The 25,196-nt window shown below is 27.5% G+C and carries 22 protein-coding genes; 19 read left to right on the forward strand and 3 right to left on the reverse strand.

Going from position 1 to position 25,196, the window contains the following annotated elements; genetic code table 11:
- Positions 1-8: 8 nt before the first annotated feature.
- The 19 genes from ABVS04_RS07585 to ABVS04_RS07675 all read left to right on the forward strand — a co-directional run bounded on the left by ABVS04_RS07585 (position 9) and on the right by ABVS04_RS07675 (position 22,380).
- Positions 9-1,145 carry a hypothetical protein gene (locus tag ABVS04_RS07585; protein WP_368030079.1) on the forward strand — a complete coding sequence of 379 codons (1,137 nt, stop codon included), beginning with the start codon at positions 9-11 and terminating at the stop codon, positions 1,143-1,145.
- A 40-nt stretch (positions 1,146-1,185) separates the two neighbouring features.
- Positions 1,186-2,778 carry a flagellar hook-associated protein FlgK gene (locus ABVS04_RS07590; RefSeq protein WP_368030080.1) on the forward strand — a complete coding sequence of 531 codons (1,593 nt, stop codon included), beginning with the start codon at positions 1,186-1,188 and terminating at the stop codon, positions 2,776-2,778.
- A 10-nt stretch (positions 2,779-2,788) separates the two neighbouring features.
- Complete coding sequence (gene fliD / locus ABVS04_RS07595; RefSeq protein ID WP_368030081.1) at positions 2,789-4,132, forward strand: flagellar filament capping protein FliD; 1,344 nt, start codon at positions 2,789-2,791, stop codon at positions 4,130-4,132.
- 119 nt (positions 4,133-4,251) lie between these two features.
- Positions 4,252-4,794, forward strand: a complete 543-nt coding sequence (gene raiA, locus ABVS04_RS07600; protein WP_368030082.1) for a ribosome-associated translation inhibitor RaiA — start codon at positions 4,252-4,254, stop codon at positions 4,792-4,794.
- A gap of 85 nt (positions 4,795-4,879) precedes the next feature.
- Positions 4,880-6,352 (forward strand): ribosome biogenesis GTPase Der, encoded by a 1,473-nt coding sequence (gene der, locus ABVS04_RS07605; protein WP_368030083.1) that lies wholly within the window; start codon positions 4,880-4,882, stop codon positions 6,350-6,352.
- A 23-nt stretch (positions 6,353-6,375) separates the two neighbouring features.
- On the forward strand, positions 6,376-7,950 hold the full coding sequence (locus ABVS04_RS07610) for a SulP family inorganic anion transporter (protein WP_368030084.1): 1,575 nt from the start codon (positions 6,376-6,378) through the stop codon (positions 7,948-7,950).
- Positions 7,943-8,575 carry a uroporphyrinogen-III synthase gene (locus ABVS04_RS07615; protein WP_368030086.1) on the forward strand — a complete coding sequence of 211 codons (633 nt, stop codon included), beginning with the start codon at positions 7,943-7,945 and terminating at the stop codon, positions 8,573-8,575. Before ABVS04_RS07610 ends, ABVS04_RS07615 begins: the two co-directional genes overlap by 8 nt.
- 230 nt (positions 8,576-8,805) lie before the next feature.
- Entirely contained in the window at positions 8,806-10,071 is a 1,266-nt protein-coding gene (purD, locus tag ABVS04_RS07620) for a phosphoribosylamine--glycine ligase (RefSeq protein WP_368030087.1), read from the forward strand.
- A gap of 6 nt (positions 10,072-10,077) precedes the next feature.
- Entirely contained in the window at positions 10,078-10,518 is a 441-nt protein-coding gene (locus ABVS04_RS07625) for an RDD family protein (RefSeq protein WP_368030088.1), read from the forward strand.
- A complete protein-coding gene (locus tag ABVS04_RS07630) occupies positions 10,511-12,634 on the forward strand; it encodes an LPS-assembly protein LptD (RefSeq protein WP_368030089.1) in 2,124 nt (707 codons plus the stop codon). The genes ABVS04_RS07625 and ABVS04_RS07630 overlap by 8 nt, the downstream gene beginning before the upstream one ends.
- On the forward strand, positions 12,634-13,284 hold the full coding sequence (locus tag ABVS04_RS07635; RefSeq protein WP_368030090.1) for a phosphoribosyltransferase: 651 nt from the start codon (positions 12,634-12,636) through the stop codon (positions 13,282-13,284). The genes ABVS04_RS07630 and ABVS04_RS07635 overlap by 1 nt, the downstream gene beginning before the upstream one ends.
- A 6-nt stretch (positions 13,285-13,290) precedes the next feature.
- Complete coding sequence (locus tag ABVS04_RS07640; RefSeq protein WP_368030091.1) at positions 13,291-15,465, forward strand: polyribonucleotide nucleotidyltransferase; 2,175 nt, start codon at positions 13,291-13,293, stop codon at positions 15,463-15,465.
- A gap of 211 nt (positions 15,466-15,676) precedes the next feature.
- Positions 15,677-16,045 (forward strand): response regulator, encoded by a 369-nt coding sequence (locus ABVS04_RS07645; RefSeq protein ID WP_172126280.1) that lies wholly within the window; start codon positions 15,677-15,679, stop codon positions 16,043-16,045.
- Between the two features lie 14 nt (positions 16,046-16,059).
- Entirely contained in the window at positions 16,060-18,153 is a 2,094-nt protein-coding gene (locus ABVS04_RS07650; RefSeq protein ID WP_368030092.1) for a chemotaxis protein CheA, read from the forward strand.
- A gap of 5 nt (positions 18,154-18,158) precedes the next feature.
- Positions 18,159-19,004, forward strand: coding sequence for a protein-glutamate O-methyltransferase CheR (locus ABVS04_RS07655; protein WP_368030093.1), 846 nt, complete (start codon positions 18,159-18,161; stop codon positions 19,002-19,004).
- Positions 19,001-19,678, forward strand: coding sequence for a chemotaxis protein CheD (locus tag ABVS04_RS07660; RefSeq protein ID WP_368030094.1), 678 nt, complete (start codon positions 19,001-19,003; stop codon positions 19,676-19,678). The genes ABVS04_RS07655 and ABVS04_RS07660 overlap by 4 nt, the downstream gene beginning before the upstream one ends.
- Positions 19,679-19,708: 30 nt before the next feature.
- A complete protein-coding gene (locus ABVS04_RS07665; RefSeq protein ID WP_368030095.1) occupies positions 19,709-20,782 on the forward strand; it encodes a chemotaxis response regulator protein-glutamate methylesterase in 1,074 nt (357 codons plus the stop codon).
- Positions 20,783-20,904: 122 nt separating this feature from the next.
- Positions 20,905-21,960 (forward strand): tyrosine-type recombinase/integrase, encoded by a 1,056-nt coding sequence (locus ABVS04_RS07670; RefSeq protein WP_368030096.1) that lies wholly within the window; start codon positions 20,905-20,907, stop codon positions 21,958-21,960.
- Positions 21,961-22,023: 63 nt separating this feature from the next.
- Positions 22,024-22,380 (forward strand): sirohydrochlorin chelatase, encoded by a 357-nt coding sequence (locus ABVS04_RS07675; RefSeq protein WP_368030097.1) that lies wholly within the window; start codon positions 22,024-22,026, stop codon positions 22,378-22,380.
- A gap of 20 nt (positions 22,381-22,400) precedes the next feature.
- Here ABVS04_RS07675 and ABVS04_RS07680 read toward each other — a convergent pair whose 3' ends face one another.
- From ABVS04_RS07680 to ABVS04_RS07690, 3 genes are read right to left on the reverse strand one after another with little or no spacing between them, the layout of a single operon-like run.
- Complete coding sequence (locus tag ABVS04_RS07680; RefSeq protein ID WP_368030098.1) at positions 22,401-22,676, reverse strand: hypothetical protein; 276 nt, start codon at positions 22,674-22,676, stop codon at positions 22,401-22,403.
- Positions 22,677-22,688: 12 nt separating this feature from the next.
- Positions 22,689-23,177 carry a hypothetical protein gene (locus ABVS04_RS07685; RefSeq protein ID WP_368030099.1) on the reverse strand — a complete coding sequence of 163 codons (489 nt, stop codon included), beginning with the start codon at positions 23,175-23,177 and terminating at the stop codon, positions 22,689-22,691.
- 51 nt (positions 23,178-23,228) lie between these two features.
- Positions 23,229-25,196 (reverse strand): M3 family metallopeptidase, encoded by a 1,968-nt coding sequence (locus ABVS04_RS07690; protein ID WP_368030100.1) that lies wholly within the window; start codon positions 25,194-25,196, stop codon positions 23,229-23,231.

Here is a 25,196-nt window from a genome sequence, read left to right on the forward strand (position 1 = left end):
AGTTTATTATGGTTAGTTCTATAAACAATATTATGTTCAACTTAGATATGTTAAACAAAAGAAGTGAAAAAAATACATATGGTTTAAGTAGTGGTGATGCACTACAATACGGAAGTGATAATTCAAAACAATATAACGAAATATTATCTGTGAAGAATAACGTAAAATCATATACTAGTATTTTAGACAAAATTCAACTATCTGGTGCATATAATGATACAAGTGACTCAGCCGTATCAAATATGAAAAATTCTGTTAAGTCAGTACAGAGTTTAGTATTAGAAGCTTTAAATGGAACCAATAATAGTGATACAAAAGAAATAATCGCAGCAAATATTGAATCTAAAAAAGAAACTATATTTAATTTAGTTAATAGTAGTGTAAATGGACAGTATGTATTTTCTGGTAAAAATACAGATTCAGCATCTTTTGAAAAAGATGCTGTAAGTGGAAAAATTAACTATACTGGTTCATATGACAATAAAACTCTAAATGTAGAAGATAAAACTTATGCTACTCAAGGAGTGAATGGTATAGAACTTTTATATACGCCAAGCCAAAGTGCTGAAGTAGGATCTAGTCTAACTTTTAGTACAAATGAAAGAATATTAGATAAAGATGGTAATGAATATGGATTAGTAGATACTACTGGTTTAGGTGATTATGGTTTATTTTTAAATGGAGATAGTTCAAATACTAATGTAGCCTCTCTTCCTATAACAGTTAATAGTGATGGAACTTATACAGCGAATTCTATCACTACAGCATTAGAATCGAAAACTTCAATATTTGATACTTTAGATCAAATAATAAATGCGCTAAGACAACAAGATTCAAGTGGAAATGCAATTACAGAAGATGCAGCAAATCAAATTTTATCTAATTCTTTGGAAAAAATTGGGTCAGCTTATGATAATGTAAATTTAAATCATGCAATATTAGGAACAAGAACTTCTTATATTGATAACTATGAGCAAATAACTGAAGCAAAATTAACAAATTTTAATATTCTTTATGAAACTTATGCCGGTGCTGATTTAACAGCACTTGCAATTGAATCACAGTCATTACAAAACACTTATACTGCTTTGTATTCAACAATAAACAAGATAAATAATTTATCTCTTGTTGATTATTTAAAATAATTAAGCTTTGAAATGAAAAGAATATTTATAGGAGGATATTATGATTAACTCTTTATATATTGGAAGAAGTGGACTAGATGCTGCAAAGTATTCAGTTGACGTTACATCAAATAATATTGCTAATGAAAATACAGCAGGTTATGTAAAAAGAACCATTAATACATCAGAACTAACTACTTTAGAAGATGATATAGGAAATGGAGTATCTTTTGATTCTGTTACAAGAAGTACTAGTGTATATTTATATGACAAATTAGTTTCTCAAGATAGTTTATCCTCATATTATGAAGCTGAAGATTCTATCTTAAGTAATGTTGAGATGATGTTTAGTGAAACTGAAAATACTGGTTTTTCTAGCACTTTGAGTAATTTTCTTGACTCTTTAGAAACATTAAGAGGTGATTCAACAAATTTGATTTATAAAAATGATTTTTCTTCTCAAGCAGGATTTATAGTTGAGGGAATACAATCTTTAAATGAAAATTTAAATGAAACAATATCAAGTACAAAAACTCAGTTAGAAGATGATGTAAAAACTGTAAACAATATTTTAGAACAAATAGTTTCTCTTAATGAGCAAATTTTAAAAAGTAATACAGAATCAGTTGATTTATTAGATAAAAGAGATCTTCTAGAAAAAAAGTTGTCAGAATATGTTGATGTTCAAGTTAATAGATCAAGTAATACTTATAATTTAAAACTATCAGGTGTTAATGTGATTTTCAATAATACAAATCTACATGAAATAAGTATTAAAGAAGAAAACATTGCGCAAAAAGATATTTATAATTCAAGTGATTTTGATACTGTTGATTTTAGTACTGGAGATAAGATTTCAATTGTATTAAATAATACTTCCACAAAATTAACAATAGATTCTGCTATTGTAGGTAAAACTGCAAAAGAACAAATTATGGATAAGATAAATGCTAGTTCAGAATTTGCTAACTTCACAGCTTCTTTAGATACAAGTAATAATTTAATTATCACTTCTGATATAGAAGGAGAAGAAGGTAAGTTTGATATTGCTATCTCTTTAAATGGAACTGAAATATTAAAAAATAGTAATTCAGTAGAAGCTGAAAACAATGTTTCTCTTGCTGTATATAATAATGAATTAGCACTAAGTGGAGGATCATTAAAAGCTTTAACAGAAGAACTTACATCTTCAACTTCAAATATCTATGAATACAAAAATAGTTTAGATGATTTTGCTCAAGCATTTGTAGATACAGTTAATTCTAATAGTGCAACACCTTTATTTTACGGTTCAAGTGTTGATTCATTAAGTTTTATATCTGATAATGTAAATTCTTTAACTAATGATGACTTAGAAAACTTAGCACAAATACAATGGAATGATGATATTACAATAGGTAATGAAACTACTTCTTTCGTAGACTTTTATAAAAGTTTATTGGTAACTATATCTTCAAATGTTGAAGATAATAGTTTTAAATTAGAATCTCAAAATGCAGTTGTAAATTCATTAGAAACAACATATAATAATCTTACAAAAGTTGATCCTGATACTGAGATGATAAATCTTCTTCAGTATCAAGCAGCTTATGAAGCAAATGCAAAAGTTATATCAACTGTTGATGAAATGTTACAAACTTTATTAAATATGTAAAGGATAAAAAATGGCAGAAGGAATATTAGGACTAGGAAGTTCGGGAAGTGTCGATTTAAGTTCAGAATTAATAACAAAATTAAAAACAGCAGAAAGTACAAGTATCCTTGATCCTATAACAGCAAGTCAAGAAGAAACCCAAGCTGAATTAGATGCTTTATCAGAAATCCAAACTATGGTTTCTGAGCTTTTAGATTTAGTTGATGATTTTGATTTATTTACAAGTGGTACAAATATTTTTGATGAAATTACAGCTACAACAACAGGAAGTTCAGTTAGTTTTGATGCCGCAGATACATCTAAGTTAAATCCAGGAACGATAACTGTATCGGTTCAACAATTGGCTCAAAAAGATGTTTATCAATCAAATACTATATCTGATATTACTTCAACAATGAGTAGTGGAACTATGACTATTACAGTTGGAGGAACTGCTTATTCTTTTACAACTACAGGAAAATCTTATGAAGATCTCATTGAAGAGATCAGTTATAATTCTAAGTTGGATGTTAGTTTAGAAAAAGTTAATGATACAGAATATCGTATGATTGCTAAAAGTAAAGAAAGTGGTACAGCTAATGCAATAACAATTTCACAAAGTGGTGATGTTGATTTAGGTTTTGTAAATGTTTTAGCAGCTCAAAATATGAAAGCAACAATTGATGGTGTTAATTATGATGTTTCATCAAATAAGATTACAATGCAAAATGGTTTAATTATTAAAGCTGTTGCAGTAGATACTGATACATCAAATTCTTCAATCAGTATGGAAAGAGATACAAGTACTATTGTTACTAGAATTCAAGATATTGCATCTAAATACAATGATTTAGTAGATTTAATAGATTCATATACTTTAGGTGATGAGGATAATGCTGCAACTATTTCAGATTCAAGTACATTAAAAACAATGATGTCTACTATAAAAGAAATTTTATTTGATACCTATGGATTAAGTAATGAAGAAAATATGTTTAAATATGGGATTTCTTTTGATAGTGATGGATATATGAATGTAGATAGTACTACATTAACAAATGCGGTAACTAATAACTATGATGATATAAAAGAACTATTTACAGGATATGCTGAAAAAGAGGGAATAGGAACAAGATTAAAAACTTATCTGGATTCATTAGATTCTTCAGATGGTCTTTTAACAACATATGAAGATAAATTAAATACTTATTTAGATACATTAAGTGATGATTATGATACAGCATCAGAAAAATTAGATGAAAAATATACAGCTATGGCTACTCAATTTGCTGCCTATACAGTTTTGATTACACAAATGGAGAATGCTTTTGCATCTTTACAGCTATTAATTGATAGTAGTACTAGTGATTCTTAATATAAATTCTTTAATTTTTTAATTATACACAAGGTTATGCAAGTGTTATTTTTTAGACACTTGCTGCTATTTAATATTATTTATGTTAAAATAAATAAAATATAATTAAGGAGTATGTTATGAATACAAGTATTGTAGGAAGACACATAGATTTAACAGATGCTATTAAAGAGTATATTAATAGCTCAATAGAAGTATTTAAAAAATATAATTTAGATATTATTTCTGTAAATTCAATTATTTCTCAAGAAGAAAAACATGGTAAAAAAGCTTTCTCATTTGAATTCACTTTAAACATTGCACATTTAGATACTGTTGTTGTAAAACAAAAAGATAAAGATTTATATTCAGCTATTGATATAGCTGTTGATAGAGTATCTAAAGTACTAAGAAGACATCATGATAAAATTGCAGCTCATAAAGCTACAAAATTAACAGAAGTTGTTGCAAATGAAATTCAAGATGGTATAGCATTAGAATTAGAAAAATTTGAAGATGAAATTGCTCCTGTAAGATTAACATCTTATAAACCAATAGACATTGAAGAAGCATTAGAAGATTTAAAAGGATCTGATGCACAATTCAAAGTATTTATGGATAAAGATGATAATATGAGAGTTCTTTATAAAAGCTCAGTTCAAGGCAAATTTGGACTTTATTAAAAAAAGCTTTTGTTATGAAAAAGGTATTAGCAGAAAAGCTAATACCTTTTTTAGTTTATAATAAAAAATAGGATTAAAAAAATTTATGGATAAAACATTAAAAAAAATTGCATTAATTGGTCAGCCAAATGTAGGGAAATCTTCATTATTCAATCGAATTGCAAATAAAAGAATTGCTATTGTATCAGATTTAGCAGGTACAACTAGGGATATTAGAAAACATGAAATTGAAATATTAGATAGAAAAGCCTTAATGCTTGATACAGGTGGTATTGATGACACAAATGATGCTATATTTTCAAATGTAAAAAGAAAAGCTATTGAAACAGCAAAAGAGGCTGATATAATACTTTTTATGGTTGATGGTAAGAACATACCTGATGATAAGGATAAAGAATTATTTTATGAGCTTCAAAGATTAGGAAAAGAATTAGCGCTAATTGTAAATAAAATTGATAATGATAAGGAATTAGAAAGACTTTGGGAATTCTTTGAATTTGGAATAGGGGATGAAAATCTTTTTGGAATATCTGTTTCTCATAATAGAGGAACTAAAAATTTATTTGATTGGATTTATCAACATCTTCCTGTTAATCTTGAAACAGTAGCAAATGAAGAAGCAGAAGCTTTAAGAAAAGCTAGATTAGAAGATCCTGATTATGATGATGAAGATTATTCAAGTGAAGACAATGGAAACTTTGATTCAGAAGAAATTATAGAAGAAGAAAAAGTTGATGATAATAAAATAAGAGTTGCAATAATTGGAAAAGTAAATGTAGGAAAGTCTTCTATGTTAAATGCAATTTTAGGAGAAGAAAGATCTGTTGTTTCTCCAATTGCAGGAACTACAATCGATCCTGTTGATGAATCTTTTGAATACAAAGACAAAGAAATTACATTTGTAGATACAGCAGGATTAAGAAGAAGAGGAAGTATTGAAGGTATTGAAAAATATGCCTTAATGAGAACAAAAGAGATGTTAGAAAAAGCTAATATGGCTCTTGTTATCTTAGATGCTTCTGCTCCTCTTGCTGATTTAGATGAAAAAATTGCTGGATTAGTTGATGAATATGGATTAGGTACTATTATTGTTCTAAATAAATGGGACGAGAATATGGAAACTTTTGAAAAAATGCAAGAAGAAATTAGAAGAAGATTTAGATTTTTATCTTATGCTCCTATTATTGCTGTTTCTGCAAAAACAGGAAGAAGTATTGAAAGATTAAAAGAAAAAATTATTGAGATTCATAATAATTATACTCAAAGAATTCCAACTTCTCAACTTAATAAAGTTATTGAAGAAGCAGTAATTAGACACTCAATGCCAAGTCCAAATGGTGCGTATTTAAGAATTTATTATACAACTCAATTTAGTACAAGACCGCCTAAAATTGCTCTTGTAATGAATAAACCAAGCCTTTTACACTTCTCGTATAAAAGATATTTAATAAATTACTTAAGAGATAATTTTAATTTTGAAGGTACACCAATTCATGTAATAGCTCGTGGAAAAAATGATAAAATGGGTGATGAAGAATATTTAGAAAGAGACAATTAAAAACCTAAATTTAGGAGTTATCTTTGAACAAAGTAAAAAATGATATTTTTGCTGGTGTTACGGCAGCTGTTGTTGCACTTCCTTTAGCTTTAGCTTTTGGGGTTGCAAGTGGAGCTGGAGCAATAGCAGGTTTATATGGTGCAATAATTTTAGGTTTTTTTGCCGCTGCTTTTGGAGGTACTCCTACCCAAATTTCAGGTCCAACAGGACCAATGACTGTTGTAGTTGCAGCTACAATTGCTACTTTTCCTAATGATTTTCCAGCAGTTATGACAGTTGTTTTTTTGGCAGGTATTATGCAAATTTCCTTTGGAATTGTAGGTATTGGAAAATGGATAAAATATATTCCTTATCCTGTAATATCTGGTTTTATGTGTGGGATTGGTGTAATTATAATTATTTTACAAATAAACCCTTTTTTAGGTGTTGATGGATTTACATCTATCATTTATACCTTAACTCATTTGTTAGAAACTTTCCAAAAAGTGAATTATGAAGCTATAATAATATCATCTATTACGCTTGCTATTATGTTTTTAACTCCAAGTAAAATTTCAAAAATTATTCCACCTGCATTAATTGCATTAGTATTTGTTACATATTTTTCAATTTTAATGAACTTTGATATAAAGACTATTGGTGAAATTCCAATGGGTTTACCTGAATTTGTCTTACCTGTTTCTTTTGATGTATTAAAATTAAGTACCATTTTAACTTTAGCTATAACTTTATCACTTTTGGGCTCAATTGATTCATTATTGACTTCTATAGTTGCAGACTCTAAAACAAAAACAAAACATGACCCTAAAAAAGAGTTAATAGGGCAGGGCATAGGTAATATGGTGTGCTCTTTCTTTGGAGCAATTCCAGGAGCAGGTGCAACTATGAGAACAGTAATAAATATAAATAGTGGAGCAACAACTAGAATTTCAGGGATGGTTCATTCTATTACTTTATTATTAATTGTATTGTTTTTAGCCCCACTTGCTTCTAAAATTCCACTTGCTGTATTAGCAGGAATTTTAATAAAAGTTGGATTTGATATTTTGGATTATAAATTTTTAAAAATATTAAATAAAATATCAAGACAGAACTTGCTTATTATGATTACTGTATTTTTATTAACTATTTTTGTTGATTTAATAATGGCTGTTGGTGTTGGAATTACTATTTCTTCAATAATGGCTGTTTATCAAGTATCAAGAAATACTCAAATAAAAATAGCACGTTCAAAAGTTTCATTTGATATTGATATAGAAAATAATGATATTCAAATAATAAAAGTAAATGGATCTTTGTTTTTTGGAACAGCCTCTTTTTTAGAAGATAAATTGGAAAAACTAAAAAGTAGTAAAAAAATAATAATAGATTGTAAAAATGTATCTTTTTTTGATATTTCTGCTATTTTCACTCTAGAAGAAATTATTGAAAAATTTAGAAATAAAGATTTTGAAATTATTTTGGTTTTAAGATATAGACATAAGAAAAAAATATTATCAGTAGATTCAGGAAATGTATTTAAAAAAATAAAAATATATTCTAACTTAGATGATGCCATAAACTATACACAAAAATTTGAGTTAAAAAATAATGGCTAAAATATATCTTTTAAGTAATCAAATAAATTCTGAAGTTGTTAATTTAGAAGTTTTCAAAATAGAATATATAAAATCTAAAATTGATTTATTAAAATACGATGCATTAATTTTTACATCTAAGAATGCAGTTTATTCTTTAGATTCTTTTAATAAAGATTGGAAAAAAATTCCTTCTTTTGTAATTGCTCCTAAAACCGCTCAAATTATAGAAAAACTAGGTGGACAAATTGCATTTACAGGAATTACTTCACATGGGAATGAATTTGCCATTGAATTAATTGAGTTATTAAAAAATAAAAAAGTACTCTATATAAAAGCTTTTAAAACTGTTTCTAATTTAGTTGAAATATTAAAAAATAATAATATTTTATTGGATGAATTAATTGCTTATAAAACAACTTGTAAAAAATCAGATGTTATTTTAGAAGATAATTCCATTTTTATTTTCACTTCTCCTTCTAGTGTTGAGTGTTTTTTTAAGCAATATTCTTGGAATAATTCTTATAAAGCTATTGTAATAGGCAAAACAACTGCTCTTTATTTACCAAAAGGTATTGATTGTACTGTAAGTTCAGAGACATCAATAGATGAGTGCATAAATCTAGCAAAGCAATTTTTAATTTAAACTCAATTTTAAACATCTTTAGCTAAAATAAGATTATCTAAGTAGTTCGGGATTTCCATTGTTGTGGGTCCGATAATTTTGTATTGTACTTGATTGTAGATATATGGTGTGCAGCTTTTCATTACGTTTTAGCTCCTAAAATATACCTCTCTTGTGCGTTTATTGGCTTTTAGGGCCATTTAGATGGTTAGCGGCTACTTGGGTATTAAATTATTATTTAAGGAATTATCGTGAATATATTGATACTTGGTAATGGTGGTAGAGAGTACTCTATTGGATTAGCAATATTTAAAGAAAATGCTCATAATTTGTTTTTTATGCCAGGAAATGGTGCAACAGATAAATTAGGAACGAATATAAATATAAAAGATTATAAACAATTAGCTCTTTGGGCAAAAGATAATTCTATTGATTTGACTATTGTTGGACCTGAAGCTCCATTAGTAGATGGTGTTGTTGATATATTTAAAGAAAATGATTTGACTATTTTTGGACCAAGTGCCGCAGCAGCAGCTCTTGAAGGTTCAAAAGTTTATATGAAAAATATACTAAAAAAATATAACATACCAACAGCAGCGTTTATAGAGACTTCTAATGAAAAAGAAGCTCATGATTTTATTGATACTATGAATTTACCAATTGTTGTTAAAGCAGATGGTTTATGTGGTGGTAAGGGTGTAATTATTGCTCAGTCAAAGAAAGAAGCAAAAGAAGCAGCATCTGATATGCTTTCTGGTACTTCTTTTGGAGATGCTGGAACTTCTATTGTAGTTGAAGAATATTTAGATGGTTATGAATTATCAATTTTTGCTATTTGTGATGGTGAAAACTATAAGGTATTACCAGCTGCTCAAGATCATAAAAGAATAGGGGATGGAGATACTGGACCAAATACAGGTGGTATGGGTGCATATGCTCCAACCCCTTTAGTAAATGATGAAATTTATAAAAAAGTAGAGGAAAGAGTAATTATTCCAACACTTGCTGGTATGAAAGCAGAAGGTGCTCCTTTTGAGGGAGTTCTTTTTATTGGAGTAATGGTAGTAAAAGGTGAACCAATTATTTTAGAATATAATGTAAGATTTGGTGATCCAGAATGTGAAATATTAATGCCTTTATTAGAAACTCCTGTTTCCGAATTATTTTATAAAGGTGCTACAAAACAACTTGATAAACTAGATATTAAAATCAAAAATGAATTTAGTGTTGGCGTTGTAATGGCAAGTGGAAATTATCCATATGGTTCAAGTCCTGCAGCTGAAATAATTGTTGATAAAATCGTTGATGAAGATTTATTAAATAACTCTCATATTTCTTATGCAGGTGTTGAAAAAATTGATGAAAAATTAATGGCAACAGGTGGAAGAGTACTTGTTTGTGTGGGATTTGGTAAAAGTATTAAAGAAGCAAGAGATAGAGCTTATGCTTTATGTGGACAAGTTCATTTTGCTGGTAAAAAATGTAGATCTGATATTGCATATCAAGCTTTAAAGTAAATATTAATGCAAGAAAATAGTAGTAATAATCTACAATTAGCATCAATGAAGTCACGAGCATTGGCTTATGTTATTGATGATTTATTGATTACTGTAATTATTATGGTAATATTTTGGGATAGTATAGTTTCACGAAGTGATGATATGGATGCTATGATGTTTTTAATGAAAACAGATTTAGTTATGCCACTAATTGCACTAAAAGTTGCTTATCATACTTTTTTTATTTGGTATTTTGGCGCTACAATAGGTAAAATTGTGGCAAAAATAAGAGTTATAGATGTTGATTCATGGAATAAGATTTCATTATTCTCGTCATTTTTAAGATCTGTAGGGAGAATATTTTCTGAAATGTTTTTCTATGTTGGTTTTTTAATTGGTTTTTTTAATGAAGGTAGAAGAACATTTCATGATATAACAGGAAAAACGTTGGTAGTTAATGCATAAAAAAATTATAGCTTCATTAATAATTACATCTTCATTACTTTATTCCCAAGAAATAAAAAATGAAAAATTTCAGTTAATATCAAAAGATATAGATTCAAAGAATAATATTGTTATAGCAACAGGGAATGTTGTAGTTTTTTCTCCAACTTATTATTTAAGTGCTGATAAAATAATATATAACAAAGATAATGAAACTTTTGAATTATTCAATAATGTTTTAATTATAAAAGATAATAATATCCAAACACAAAGTGAATATGCTTTTGTTGACTTAAAAAAAGATTCTTTTAATCAAAATCCAATGTTTTTATACGAAAATAAAGACAAAATTTGGATGAATTCGAACCAATCTACAAAAGAAACGGAAATAATACAATTAGATAGTACTATTCTTTCATCATGTGATTGTTTAGACCCAGTATGGAGTATTAGAGCTTCTAGTGCTGATTATAATACTGAAGATAAATGGATTAATACATATAATCCAAGATTATACATAAAAAACGTACCAGTTTTTTATAGCCCTTATTTAGGTTTTTCAGCTGATAAAACTAGAAGAACAGGTTTACTAATACCAACTTTAGGTTATTCAAGTAGTGAAGGATTATATTATTCTCAACCTATGTTTTTTGCACCTGCTCAAAATTATGATTTTGAACTAGTACCACAAATTAGAACAAATAGAGGATATGGTTCATATTTATATTATAGATATGCTGATTCTCAAGATTCTATTTTAGAAATGAAAACAGGTATCTTTAAAGAACAAGATCAGTACGTGATAGATAATAGCTTAGATAGTGACTTACACTATGGGTTTGATTTAGACTATCAAAAAAGAAATCTTTTTACAAAAAGTAGTAAAGCTCAAGATGGTTTATATACTTCAATTAATTATTTAAATGATATTGAATATATAACTTTAGAAAATGATGATACAACTACTTCAAGTGATTCAGAAGTTGAATCAAAAATTAATTACTTTTACAATACTAATGATTATTATACAGGTGTATATGGAAGATATTATATAGACACTGATGCTGATTCAAATGCAGGAACTCTTCAAGAAGTGCCACAAGTACAATTTCACTCTTATAACAAAGAATCTTTTATTGATAATCTAGTATATTCATTAGATACAAAAGCAAGTAATTATACTAGAGATGAGGGAATAACAGCAAACGTTTATAAAATTAGTGCTCCTATTAGTTATAGTAAATATTTTTTCGATGACTTTATGTATCTTAATTTAGAAAATGAAATAGTTTTGATGAAATATGATTATGATAATTTTGGAAGTGATGATTATGAAGATGGTAATTTAATTCAAAATCGAGCTTCTGTTTCAGTAGGTAGTGATTTAATTAAACCATATGATAAATATTTACATACAATTAATTTAAATGCTAAATATTCTGTTCCTACAAATCTAAAAGAAGATGGCGATTTATATCAAATTACTACAGAAAGCGGTTCTGATAAAGAAACAGAACTAGAAGCATTTGATATTGTTGATGAAGAAAAAAATATTGAATTGTCAATAAATCAGTCAATATATGGGAAAAATAGTTTAAAACAACTTGTGAATCATAAAGTTTCACAGTCTATTTTATATGATGATCTTGATAATCCTAAACTGCAAGATTTTGAAAACTATGTAAAAATAAATCATGATTTTGGTAGTGTTTCTGGAAAAACAGTATATAATGTTCAAGATGAAAAATTTGTTGAAAATTCTGCAAGTAGTACATTCACATATAAAGATGCATCATTAACTTTGGGTTACTATCAATCAAAAGCAACTGATAATGATACAAACGATAGAGAAGATTTAGAATCTTATAGAGTTAGTACATCTTATCAATTATCAAAAGACTATAAAGTTTCTTACTATGAAAATTATAACTTACTTGATAATGAGTTAAGTAAACAAGGTGTTTCTTTAGGTATAGATGATGATTGTTGGAATTTAAATCTTAAATTCCAAAATGAAATTGTTTCTTCATCTTCTAGTACGTCAGATGGAACAGATCAAAAAGTATTTTTTGTTAGTTTATTGTTAAAACCATTAGGTGGAATAAATCAAAAATATGAAATAGAAGATGATAATTGATGAATTCAGATAATATATATTTTAAAAATAGAGAAGTAGCAGCCTATAGATTACTTGATGTTTTACCAATGGACAGCATGAAATTAGAAGATTGGACAGTAATTGCTAGTTCGTATGGTGGTTTTGAAATAGCCAAAATCATAGCTAATGCTTTAGATAGTAAATATGATATTATGTTTTCAGAAAAAATATTTGCACCAAATAATGAATTTTGTGAAATAGCAGTAGTTACAGAACATGAAGAAGTTCTAATTCATGAAGAGTTAGTTAAATCTTTTGATATAAGTTTAGATTATGTGTATGCAAAATCTAAACAAGTTTACGAGGAGTCTATTACTCAAAGAGTAAGTAGATTTAGGCATGGTGAGAAAATTGAGAAATTGGAAAATAAAAATGTTTTAATAGTTGATGAAGGTATTAATACAGGCTTAACAATGATGGCTTGTATAAAAACAGCTATCAATTTAAAAGCAAAATCTATTTCAGTAGCAACTCCAATTTTACCAACAGCTAGTATTCCTACAATTGAATCAATTGCAGATGATTTATTTTTTATAAAAAAATTAGATCATTTTGTTGCAATTAATTTTTATTATGATAGTTTGGATGATGTTAGCTTTGAAGATATAGAGAAAATAAATAAAGGATAAAAAATAATGTCAATAGTTTGTGAATTTGAATTAAGTGGAAAACAAGAGATTTTTGAGTTTAATAAAGTAGCTAAACAAGCAAATGGTTCAGTATTAGCGAAATTAGGAAATGCAGTTGTATTAGCAACGGTAGTTAGTGAATTTGATAATCCAGTAAGTGAAGATTTTACTCCATTAACAGTTCAATATATAGAAAAAACATATGCGGCAGCAAAATTACCGGGTGGTTTTATAAAAAGAGAAGGAAAACCAAGTGATTTTGAAACCTTAACATCAAGAGTAATTGATAGAAGTTTAAGACCTTTATTTCCAAAAGGTTATGTTTATCCAACAACAATTACAGTAATGGTTTTAAGTGCTGACAAAAATGTAGATTTACAAACTTTAGCTTTAAATGCTGCAAATGCTGCACTATATACTTCAAACTTACCAATTAAAAAATCTGTTTGTGGAGTAAGAGTTGCTAAAATTGAAAATGAATATGTTATTAATCCACTTCCATCTCAAATAGAAAATTCTGTTTTAGATTTATATGTTGCTGGATCTAAAGATGAATTATTAATGATTGAAATGAAAACTATTTCTTCTTCTGAATTAATAGAGGTTGATATTGAAGCATTTACAAAAGTTCATAATGCAAATGAGATGAATGAAGAAATGTTAGTTGAAGCAATTGGTTTTGCTCAAAATGCACTTAAAGAAGCTAACTTAACATATGAAAAAGGTTTTGAAGCTGTTTGTAAAGAAAAAGTTGATGTTGAATTAATTCAATTTACAATTGAAGAATCTGTAATTAATTATGTAAGAGATAATTTTTCATCTGAAATTAAAGAAGCTATCAAGAAATTAGCAAAAAGTGAAAGAGCAACACAATTAAAAGATGTTGCAAGAGTTATTTCTAAAAATGAGTATTGTACAAATAATGAACTAGAGTACGCAACTATCTATGAAGCTGTATCAATTGTAAAAAGAGAAATAGTAAGAAATATGATAGTAAGTGATAAGGTAAGAGCAGATGGAAGAGGACTTAAAGATGTAAGACCAATTTCTATTGAAACAAATATCTTACCTTCTACTCATTCTTCTTGTTTATTTACAAGAGGTGAAACACAAGCTTTAGTTATTGGAACAATTGCAGGTGCTAAAGATGGTCAAATGTATGAAGTATTAACTGAAAAATCAACTTCAGTGGATAGATTTATGGTACATTATAACTTTCCAGGTTTCTCAGTTGGTGAAGCTAAACCTATGTTTGGAGTAGGAAGACGTGAGTTAGGACATGGAAATTTAGCTAAAAAAGCACTTGAAGCTACAATCGATGATGATTATAATGAAACAGTAAGACTAGTTTCTGAAATTTTAGAATCTAATGGTTCTTCTTCAATGGCAACTGTTTGTGGAGGTTCATTAGCTCTAAAAGCAGCAGGTGTGCCAATTTCTGATTTAGTAGCAGGTGTTGCTATGGGAATGGTAGTTGAAGGTGATAATTATTCAGTTCTTACAGATATTATGGGATTAGAAGACCATGATGGAGATATGGATTTTAAAGTTGCTGGAACATCAAAAGGAATTACAGCTTTACAAATGGATATAAAACTAGGTGGTATTGAATTATCAGTTTTAAAAGAAGCATTATTACAAGCAAAAGAGGGAAGAGACCATATATTAGTTTTAATGGAAGAAGCTGTTAATGAAATTATCCCAAGTGAAGCTTTACCTTTAGTTGAACAATTTGCAATTGATCCAAGTAAAATAATGGTTATTATTGGAAAAGCAGGAGCAACTATAAAAGAAATAATTGAGAAATTTACAGTATCAATTGATTTAGATAGAGATAATGGAACAGTAAAAGTAAGTGGAGAAAATAAACAAAATGTTTTAGATGCTTGTGAACATATAAAAACCATTTCAAATAATGCCCCTTCAAGAAAAGACTCCCCTAAAAATATTGATTTTGAAAAACTATATGCAATAGATGAAGTTGTTACGGGGAAAGTTGAAAGAGTAGTAGATTTTGGTGCATTTGTACTTCTTTCAAAAGGAGGAGAAGGTCTTTTACATATTTCAAAGATTTCAAAAGAAAGAGTAAATAATGTATCAGATATCTTATCTGTTGGTCAAGAAATTGAAGTAAAAGTTTTAAAAGTTAAAAAAGATAGAATTGAATTATCAATGAATTAAATAATAAATTAAGAATGAGGATTATAAAATTCTTATTCTTGTTTAAACCTCCCAAAACACTTCAAATAACTTTTTAAAGCACCATCTTATCAATATTTAACCAAATTAATTATCAAAATACAAGAAATAATCTTTATTCTAACCCTAAATTAATATTTCTTACGTTAGTATAATATAAATAAATTTTTAACAAAACTTAAGGGGTTTTAATATGGCTAAGCTTTTAATCGTAGATGATTCTACAATGCTAAGAGATATGCTTAACTATGCATTAAATGAGGGTGGTTACACAGATGTAACAGAAGCCGTTGATGGTGTTGATGGTTTAGCAAAAGCTAAGGCTGCTAATTTTGATTTAATAATCACAGACGTTAATATGCCTAATATGGATGGATTAACACTTATTAGTGAATTAAGGAAAGTACCATTATATTCAAAAAAACCAATTTTAGTACTTACTACTGAAAGAAGTGATGAAATGAAAGCAAAAGGCAAAGCTGCAGGAGCAACTGGTTGGATAGTAAAACCATTTGTACCGGATCAACTTTTAAAAGCAGTAAATATAGTTTTAAGTAGATAAATAAAGGAGCTCTTATGTCGTTTGATATTTCTAAATATAGAGAAATGTTTCTTGAAGAAGCTGAAGAGTTATTTGAATCAGCAGACAATGTGCTTTTAGAAGCTGAGAATAATGGTTCTTTAACAGATGAGGAAATGGGACAGCTTTTTAGAGATGTTCATACTTTAAAAGGAAGTGGGGCTTCTGTTGAACTAGCTTTATTTGCTGAATTTACTCATGATGTTGAAAACTTAATGGATAAATTAAGAAATCATAAAATTGAATTTATTCCTGAAATGGCTGAAACATTAATTGATGGTCTTGATGTTATGAAAGAATTATTAAATTTAGAAGTTTCAAATACATTAACTAGAGAAATATTTACCGAAATGACATCTGGATTATTGCATGATCTTAGAGCTTATTCAAATGGTACGGTTGTAAAAAAAGAAGAAGCTATTGTTAAAAAAGAAGAAGTAAAAAAAGTTATTGAAGTAACAAAAAAAGAAGAAATCGAATTATTAGATAGTGATAATTTTGGTTTCTTTGATGATGATTTAAATGAGCAACGAGATAATCAAATAAAAGCTTATGGAATTTTTGCTGATGATGATTTAGATGAAGAGCAAAAAAATTATGGTTTTTTTGATGATGACTTGGAAGAAATATCAAGAAATGCTATAGATAGTGATTTTAAGCTAACTAGTAATGATAAAGAACATTTCGGTTTCTTTGATGATGTCCCTGAAATCACTCCTAATTCAGAGATGAAAACTAACGATATAAAAAATTCTAGCCTAGAAAAAGATAAAAACTTTTCTGCTCCAATACAAAATACTGAAATAAGAAAACAAAAAGTTGTTTCAAATGATGAAAACGAAGAACAAGTTAATTCGAAAAAAACAACTTCAAATAATAATAATAGTATTAGAGTAAACTTAGATAAAATAGATTTACTTATGAATAATGTTGGTGATTTAGTTATTACAAATGCAATGTTAACTCAATTTTCCTCTACAATTGAGGAGTCTAAAACTAGAAATTCTGTATTAGAAAGACTTGAATTACTTGAAAGACATATTAGAGATATGCAGGATTCTATTATGAGTATTAGAATGGTTCCTATGGATTCAATTTACTCTAAGTTTCCAAAAGTTGTTAGAGATATTTCTAAAAAACTTGGTAAAAAAGTTGAATTTAAACATTATGGAGATAATGTTGAAATCGATAAAGCAATGATCGAAGGTTTAACTGATCCATTAATGCATATTATTAGAAATTCTCTTGATCATGGAATAGAGACTCCAGCAGAGAGAGAATTAACAGGAAAACCTGATATTGGTTCTATTAGTATTTCAGCTGAACAAGCAAATGGTCAAATGATAATAACAATTCAAGATGATGGAAAAGGTATTAATTCTGATAAAGTTGCATTAAAAGCATTAGAACAAGGTCAAATTGATGATAATCAATATAATACCATGACTGATAATGAAAAGGCAATGTTAATATTTGGAGCAGGTGTTTCAACAGCAGATGAAATTACAGATATTTCAGGACGTGGTGTAGGAATGGATGTTGTAAAAACAAATATTCATAAACTAGGTGGAGCAATTAAACTTGATACTCATATTGGAATAGGTACAACTATTACAATTATGTTGCCTTTAACCTTAGCTATTTTAGATGGATTAGACATAAAAGTAGGAAGTCAAAAATATATTTTACCATTAAGTTCAATTGTTGAATCTTTACAACCAAGCTCTGATATGATTAAAAAAATTGGTGATGGAACTCAAGATTTATTAATGTTAAGAGAAGAATTTATACCGGTTGTTAAATTACATCAACTATTTGGTCTTGAGAGAAGCTTTAACAAACTAGAAGAGGGAATGTTAATAGTCGTTAAATCAGGAAATACAAAAGTAGCATTATCAATTGATGAATTTTTAAATCAACATCAAGTTGTTGTAAAACCTTTAGATAAAAATTTTAGAAGTGTACAAGGAATTGGAGCAGCAACAGTAAGAGGAGATGGAAGTATAGGATTAATTTTAGATGTTATTGGTATTATTAATGCTCAAATTAAAATTGAAAAAGATATGAATTCTGCAAAAAGGGCTTCATAATACCAATGAGTAATTCAACCCAAGATATTCATGAAAAAGTAAAAAAACTTCTTTATTCTTTGACTGGTATTACTCTAGCTGATAATAAGGATATTATGATTTCAAATAGAATTGATAAATTAAAAAGAAATTGTAATTTTAGTGGTGATATTGTAGATCTGCTAAAATCTATTGAACAAGGTAATCATTTAACAGAATTTATAAATTCTTTTACTACAAATAAAACACATTTTTTTAGAGAAGACTTCCATTTTTTAGATTTAAAAGATAGAGTTCTTCCTATGTTTGCTAATAGTGGTAATAAAATACAAATGTATTGTTCGGCTTCATCTACAGGAGAAGAACCTTACTCTATGGCGATAAGTGTTTTTGAAGCAAAAGAAGAATTAAATAAAAATATCTCTGCTTCAATAATTGCAACAGACATTGATACAAATGTTCTAGAGTATGCAGCAAATGGAATTTATAGATACTCTAAATCATCAAAAGAATTTCCATCTTGGATAAAACCTCAAAAATACTTTAAAAGAAGAGTTCAAAAAAATCTTGCAGGTGAAGAAGTTTTAATCAAAGCAAATGATGAGTTAAAAAGAATGATTACTTTTCAAGTTATGAATTTAAATGATAATGTATATCCTTTTTCTAATAATCAATTTGATGTTATTTTTTGTAGAAATGTATTAATATATTTTTCCTTAGAAGATCAAAATAAGATTTTAAAAAAACTATTTAAACACCTTAAAGTTGGAGGTACTTTGTACTTAGGACACTCTGAAAATCCCCAAGATTTAGTTAATTATGTTAAAAGAGTAGGGCAAAATATTTTTGTGAAAGAAAAGGATATCATATGATTGTAATTGGTCATAAAGATGGAAGTATTGAAAAAGCCTCAGCTGTTAGATTTACTCAAAAAACAAAAGGTTATTTAACTCATACAATAATTGGTGGTGAATTTGCAGTTGGAAATGATATTGAACAAATTGCATTTAAAACTTTATTAGGTTCTTGTGTTGCAATTATGTTCTATGATAAAGTAACAAAAATAAAAGGAATGAATCACTTTTTACTACCAAAAACAAGTAATACAAATGATGATATGAAATATGGCCTTTATTCTGTAGAAGCAATGTTAAATGAAATGTATAAATTAGGCTGTAAGAAAACAAATATGGTTGCAAAAATTTCAGGTGGAGCTGATATTATGCAAATAAATTTATCAGCTCAATCTATTGGCTTTAGAAATGTTGAATTTGCAAAAGACTTCTGTAAATCAGAAGGATTTAAACTTTTAAGTGAACATACTCGTGGTGAGCATGGTAGATTAATTCTTTTAGCAAATGATTTTGATACATTTATCAAAGTTACTCAAAAATCAGAAACAGATAGTAAGATTTTCTCTGAAGAAAAATCATTACAACAAGAAATTACAAAAGCACCAGTACTTAAAGAGTATGTTGGTGGAGTTGATTTATTTGGTCTTGATACAAAAGAGGCTGAACCTCAAATGGAAATAGAACTTTTTTAATAAAATTTAGAGAGAAGTTGGTAAATATTAATGTACACAGTTTTAGTTATTGATGATTCAGCTTCTATGAGAAGAATTATTAAAGATATGATTAATTCTATTGATGAATTTGAAGTTATTTGTGTAGCAACAGATGCCTTTGATGCAAGAGAGAAAATCAAAGAATATGAACCAGATTTAGTTACAATTGATATAAATATGCCAAAAATGGATGGTGTTGTTTTTTTAAGAAATTTAATGAGACTTCACCCCATGCCTGCTGTTATTATTTCAGGGGAAAGTGTTCGTGGAAATGACATTTTTGATGATGGTGCAGTTGGATTTATTCCTAAGCCTGACCATGGTGAATCAATGCAATCTTTTCAAAACAGGCTTAAAGAAACACTTTTAAATCTAACATTTTTATTAAAAAGATATACTTTAAAAAAACCACAAGCCTCTAAAAAACATGTGTTAAATAATCAAAATATTGAATATAAAATACATCCGGATGAAGTAATTCCTTCAAAACCTGCATCTTTACCGGGAATAAAACTTATTGCAATTGGTTCTTCGACAGGAGGGGTAGAATCTTTACTTAGAGTTTTCAAAAAACTGCCTTCTGATTTACCTCCAATTTTAATTACACAGCATATTCCCTATGGATTTTCTAATTCTTTTGCACATAGATTAAATGATTACTCAGAAGTTATTGTTTGTGAAGCAAAAGATGGAATGAAACTAGAAAGAGGGCATGGATATTTAGCTCCTGGAAATATGCACTTAACTATTGAAAAAGTTGGAAATGAATATAGAACAAAATTATTAGATACAAAAAAAGTAAGCCAACATAAACCAAGTGTTGATGTACTATTTAGATCAGTAAATAATAATGTAGGTTCAGCAGCAATGGCCATAATGATGACTGGGATGGGTGATGATGGAACAATTGCAATGAAAGAGTTATACGATAATGGCGCTTATACTGTTGCACAAAATGAAGAAAGTTGTGTTGTATTTGGAATGCCTATGAAAGCTATTCAAGCTGGAGCGGTAAAAGATATAATTCATTTAGACAAAATAGCTGATTATATTATAGATTTTGCGAAAGGAAAGAGAAAATAGAGCTACTTTCTTTTATATGGGAATTAGTTTGAAAATTATAGTTTTCAATACTAATTAATTATATTTATGCTAGAATCACTTTTAACATAAATAATTTACTATATCAACAAATGGACGTATAGATGAGATATGACTTAGATTTCACAAATAGTTTTGATAAAACTCTTTTATTTTGGATTGAAAGATTTATAAGAAACAAATTAACAACCTTATCAAATAGACAAGTAAGTGACAAAGATAAATTAGCTTTTATAATTCAGTCATTAGTTAAAGGTACAAAAAACATAGATGAACTAGCTATTATCGTAAAAGATGCTAGAAATATAGGTTTAAGTGGAATAAATACATACTTTAACCCTCTTTTAAAGCTATACAATTTCATAGCTAATCTAGGACTTGCTTCAATGAAAGAGATTGATGAAGAATTATTAAGTGATTTTTTAGCATCACAAACTAGTTCATTATCAGATGCATCAAAAAAGAATCATAGAATTGCCCTACTTGCCTTGTTTTCATATATAGATAAACAAAATCAAAATGAAGATGGTAGTTCATATTTATACAAAATAGAGTTAAAAAACTGGGGAGGATTAAGTGGAAAAAGTGGTACTAAACTACCCTCTTATATGAATAAAAGTGAAATTGATAGATTTTTAACTGCAATTGATAATTTTGAATTTAGTGAAAATATAGCTTATAGAAATAGACTTATTCTAAAAATTATCATTTATACAGGGATTAGGGTTAGTGAAATTCTAAATTTAAAACTAAAAGATATGTTTAAAGAAGATGATGTTTATGTTTTGCAAATAAAAGGAAAAGGAAATAAACCTAGAATTGTAATGATTAAATCTTCTATAATTGAAAATGAATTAAAAAATTGGTTAGATTTAAGAGTTTGTAACAGCGATTTATTAGTTTGTAATCAAAAAGGAAATAGATTAACACAAGCATATGTTAGTAGAATCGTTGAAAATATACTGATAAGTGCAGGAATTAGAAAAGAAAAAAATGGAGCTCATATGTTAAGACATAGTTTTGCAACCCTACTTTATGCTAAACATCATGATTTAATATTAGTTCAAGAAGCTTTAGGACATGCAGATATTAATACTTCAAGAATTTATACACACTTTGATAAAGAAAGATTAAAAGCAACAATTGATTTGATGAGTTGACATTTATCAAATACTAAAATATAATTAAATCACTAGAATAAAAAATAAAAAAAGGAAGACAAAATGGAAGCTTTAATTGTAGTTGCTCACGGAAGTAAAGTAGAAAGTTCTAATAATGAAATTAAAAAAATTGTTGATAATATAAAAGAAAATTTAAAAGATGAACAATTAAGTGTTTTCTATGCATTTCTAGAATTAACAGAACCATCAATATTTGTCTCTTTAAATAAAGCCATTACACATGGATGTAAAGTTATAAAAATCTTTCCTTATTTCTTAGCCGCAGGAAAACACGTAAAAGAAGATATCCCAGCTGAAATAAAAAAATTTAAAAAAAGATATCCTGAAATAGAATTTACATTATTACCACATATTGGTGAATGTAAAGGTATTGAAAATTTAATATTATCTAATATTTAATTTTTTATAAATATATTATATTACCAAAGAGCCTGAGTAAAATCATCACTACTTGTAGAAATTAATTCTAAATAGATATTTTTACTATAATCTATGTATAAGTTATAATCCCCTATTGAGATTGATTCTTCTACATCTCTTTTATTAAAATATAGTTCATCAGTACTATCACAAAAGCTTGATAAATAGTACTCTACAAGGGAAGGAGCCATATTATCAATAGCTCTTTCTAACAAATCAAAATCTTGAACTCCAAATATATTATACAAGGAGTCCTTATTTACTAAAGTAATCATTACTTAGCTTTTTTAGTGATTAAATCCATTTAACAATGATGCCATTCTATTTAAATCAATTTTATTGCTATTACTTACATCTTCATCTTCTTTTTTTAATACATTTTGAGGAGCAACAGGTGTTGAAGAACTTGAATTATTTAAAGGAGTACTTTCTAAAACAAGAATATCATCTTTTTTATCTTCACTCTTTTCTTTTTCAGAAGAAGTTGATGTAGAGTTATTTGATGAGTTATTATTATCAGAACTTTTTCTATTTAATATACTTTCAATTTTACCTAACATAGAACTAATGTTTGATCTATCTTCTTGTGTATGATTTTTAAATTCATCAACATTTTTCTCTAAATCTTCTTTAGCACCTTCTAATTCTAATACTTCATCTTCTAATTCATTAATTCTAAGTTTTAAATTACTATTATCTTCTTGAAGCTCTTCGTATGCTTTAATTAAAGTACTTAAGGCGTTATTTAACTTCGTAATTGTCTCTGCATTTGTCATGATTATCAAATCCTTGTTGGTATTGTTATTATTATCGTATTATTGCAAAATTTAGCTAATAATTCCATCAATTTTTAATAAAGAATCAACACTTGGTTCTCTTTGCGCAAAATTGAAAAATAATTTGTCCATATCATAAGAACCTCCTTGGCTTAAAATAGTATCTCTATATTTTATTCCTAGTTCTTTATTAAAGATATTTCCTGAATCAATAAACATATAAAATGCATCGGCACTTAGTACTTCAGCCCATTTATATGAGTAATATCCAGCTGCATATCCACCTGAAAAAATATGAGAAAATCCATTTTGAAATTTATTATATGAAGGTGGAATCATAGCTGCAAACTCTTTTCTAATTCCATCAAGTAAATTTTGTATTTCATCTTCTGTTTTGTATAGCTTTTGATATAGTTTAAAGTCAAACAATGCAAATTCTACTTGTCTTACAGTAAATAGTGAAGATTGGAAATTTTTTGCCTTTATAATCTTTTCTATTGCTTCATCATCAAGAACTTCTCCTGTTTTGTAATGCTTCGCAAATAATTTTAAAACATCTTTGTCGTAAGAGAAATATTCTAAAAATTGTGATGGAAACTCAACTGTATCCCATGCAACTCCTGAAATTCCACTTACAAATGGTTCTTCAACTTTACTTAATAAATGATGTAATGCATGTCCCATTTCATGAAATAGTGTAACAACATCAGAATGTCTTAATAATGAAGCTGTATCTTTTGTAGATTGAGGGAAATTACCTACTATATATGCAGTTGGAAGTTTAATCTTACCATCTGAAGTTTTATAGTAAGAATGCCAATTATTCATCCAAGCACCACCTCTTTTATCTTTTCGGGCTTCCAAGTCAATATAAATTCTAGCTATTGTCTTATCATTTTCACTTAAATCATAAACTTTAACTTTTTCATCCCAAGCAGGTACATCAACTTTGGTAAATTTGATATTAAACATTTGATGTAAGAAATCAAAGAATCCATTTAAAACTGATTGTTGTTCAAAATAAGGTCTATAATATTCCTCATCTAAATCATATTGAGCTTTTTTTAATTTTTCAGAATAATATGACATATCACTTGATCTAAAATCATTTATTCCATCTTTTATTGCTAATTCTTTAATCTCTTTTAATTCTTCTTTTGCTCTAACTTTTGCTTTTTCTCCTAATTCTTCTAAGAAAGTTATAACATCTTCTTCTTTTGAAGCCATTTTAGTAGCAAGTGAGTATTGTGCATATGATTCAAAACCTAGTATTTTTGCTTTTTCATTTTTTAAAGCTAAAAGCTCTTCAATAATTTTCCCATTTTGTGGGGCTCTTGTACAATATCCTTTATAAAGTTCTTCTCTTTTTTCTCTTGACGTTCCATAAGTGATATATGCAGAATAAGAAGGAGCTTGAAGTGTAAATTTATATTTTGTAATTCCATCTTCTTCAAACTTTGCTAATTCTAAATCAGAAGCTGGAATTTCTTTTACATCTTCAAAGTCATCAATAATCATTTCAAATTCATTTGTTGCATTTAAAAGATTTAATGAAAATTTATGTGATAGTTCACTAAGTCTTAAACTTATTTCTTCTAATCTTTTCTTTTTATTATTATCTAAATGACAACCCGATAATTTAAAGTCTCTAATTTCATTTTCTAATACTTTATTTTGTATATCATTTAAACTACTTTTTTCATTAGACTGTATATTCTTTAAAGCTATATAAATATTTTCATTTTGAGAAATATCAGTATCGTACTTTGATACAACTGGCATGCATTCTTCATATACTTTTGTCGTTATTTCTGAGTTTTTTACAGAGTCAATATGAAATATTGGAGTTAAAAATTCACTAGTTCTCTCCCCTATTTCTTGAAATGGTAAAACAAAATTTTTATAAGTTTTATTTTCTATCTCTAATAATTTGCTAATTTCTTTTCTATTTTCATTTAATAAATTCTCAACTAATTCTTTTGAGTTTTCAAAATTTTCTAAATTAAATTCCTTAAACAT

It is taken from the genome of Arcobacter sp. s6 (genome assembly GCF_040884245.1).
In the GTDB taxonomy this organism is placed as follows: domain Bacteria; phylum Campylobacterota; class Campylobacteria; order Campylobacterales; family Arcobacteraceae; genus Aliarcobacter.

Excerpts from the sequence above, each read along its gene's own strand:
- ABVS04_RS07685 (WP_368030099.1), bottom strand. The coding sequence starts at position 23,177 with ATGACAAATGCAGAGACAATTACGAAGTTAAATAACGCCTTAAGTACT.
- ABVS04_RS07585 (WP_368030079.1), top strand. The coding sequence starts at position 9 with ATGGTTAGTTCTATAAACAATATTATGTTCAACTTAGATATGTTAAAC.
- ABVS04_RS07630 (WP_368030089.1), top strand. The coding sequence starts at position 10,511 with ATGCATAAAAAAATTATAGCTTCATTAATAATTACATCTTCATTACTT.
- ABVS04_RS07670 (WP_368030096.1), top strand. The coding sequence starts at position 20,905 with ATGAGATATGACTTAGATTTCACAAATAGTTTTGATAAAACTCTTTTA.
- ABVS04_RS07590 (WP_368030080.1), top strand. The coding sequence starts at position 1,186 with ATGATTAACTCTTTATATATTGGAAGAAGTGGACTAGATGCTGCAAAG.
- ABVS04_RS07615 (WP_368030086.1), top strand. The coding sequence starts at position 7,943 with ATGGCTAAAATATATCTTTTAAGTAATCAAATAAATTCTGAAGTTGTT.
- fliD (WP_368030081.1), top strand. The coding sequence starts at position 2,789 with ATGGCAGAAGGAATATTAGGACTAGGAAGTTCGGGAAGTGTCGATTTA.
- ABVS04_RS07660 (WP_368030094.1), top strand. The coding sequence starts at position 19,001 with ATGATTGTAATTGGTCATAAAGATGGAAGTATTGAAAAAGCCTCAGCT.
- ABVS04_RS07635 (WP_368030090.1), top strand. The coding sequence starts at position 12,634 with ATGAATTCAGATAATATATATTTTAAAAATAGAGAAGTAGCAGCCTAT.
- ABVS04_RS07650 (WP_368030092.1), top strand. The coding sequence starts at position 16,060 with ATGTCGTTTGATATTTCTAAATATAGAGAAATGTTTCTTGAAGAAGCT.
- der (WP_368030083.1), top strand. The coding sequence starts at position 4,880 with ATGGATAAAACATTAAAAAAAATTGCATTAATTGGTCAGCCAAATGTA.
- ABVS04_RS07665 (WP_368030095.1), top strand. The coding sequence starts at position 19,709 with ATGTACACAGTTTTAGTTATTGATGATTCAGCTTCTATGAGAAGAATT.
- raiA (WP_368030082.1), top strand. The coding sequence starts at position 4,252 with ATGAATACAAGTATTGTAGGAAGACACATAGATTTAACAGATGCTATT.
- ABVS04_RS07655 (WP_368030093.1), top strand. The coding sequence starts at position 18,159 with ATGAGTAATTCAACCCAAGATATTCATGAAAAAGTAAAAAAACTTCTT.
- ABVS04_RS07625 (WP_368030088.1), top strand. The coding sequence starts at position 10,078 with ATGCAAGAAAATAGTAGTAATAATCTACAATTAGCATCAATGAAGTCA.
- ABVS04_RS07690 (WP_368030100.1), bottom strand. The coding sequence starts at position 25,196 with ATGTTTAAGGAATTTAATTTAGAAAATTTTGAAAACTCAAAAGAATTA.
- ABVS04_RS07640 (WP_368030091.1), top strand. The coding sequence starts at position 13,291 with ATGTCAATAGTTTGTGAATTTGAATTAAGTGGAAAACAAGAGATTTTT.
- ABVS04_RS07675 (WP_368030097.1), top strand. The coding sequence starts at position 22,024 with ATGGAAGCTTTAATTGTAGTTGCTCACGGAAGTAAAGTAGAAAGTTCT.
- ABVS04_RS07645 (WP_172126280.1), top strand. The coding sequence starts at position 15,677 with ATGGCTAAGCTTTTAATCGTAGATGATTCTACAATGCTAAGAGATATG.
- ABVS04_RS07680 (WP_368030098.1), bottom strand. The coding sequence starts at position 22,676 with ATGATTACTTTAGTAAATAAGGACTCCTTGTATAATATATTTGGAGTT.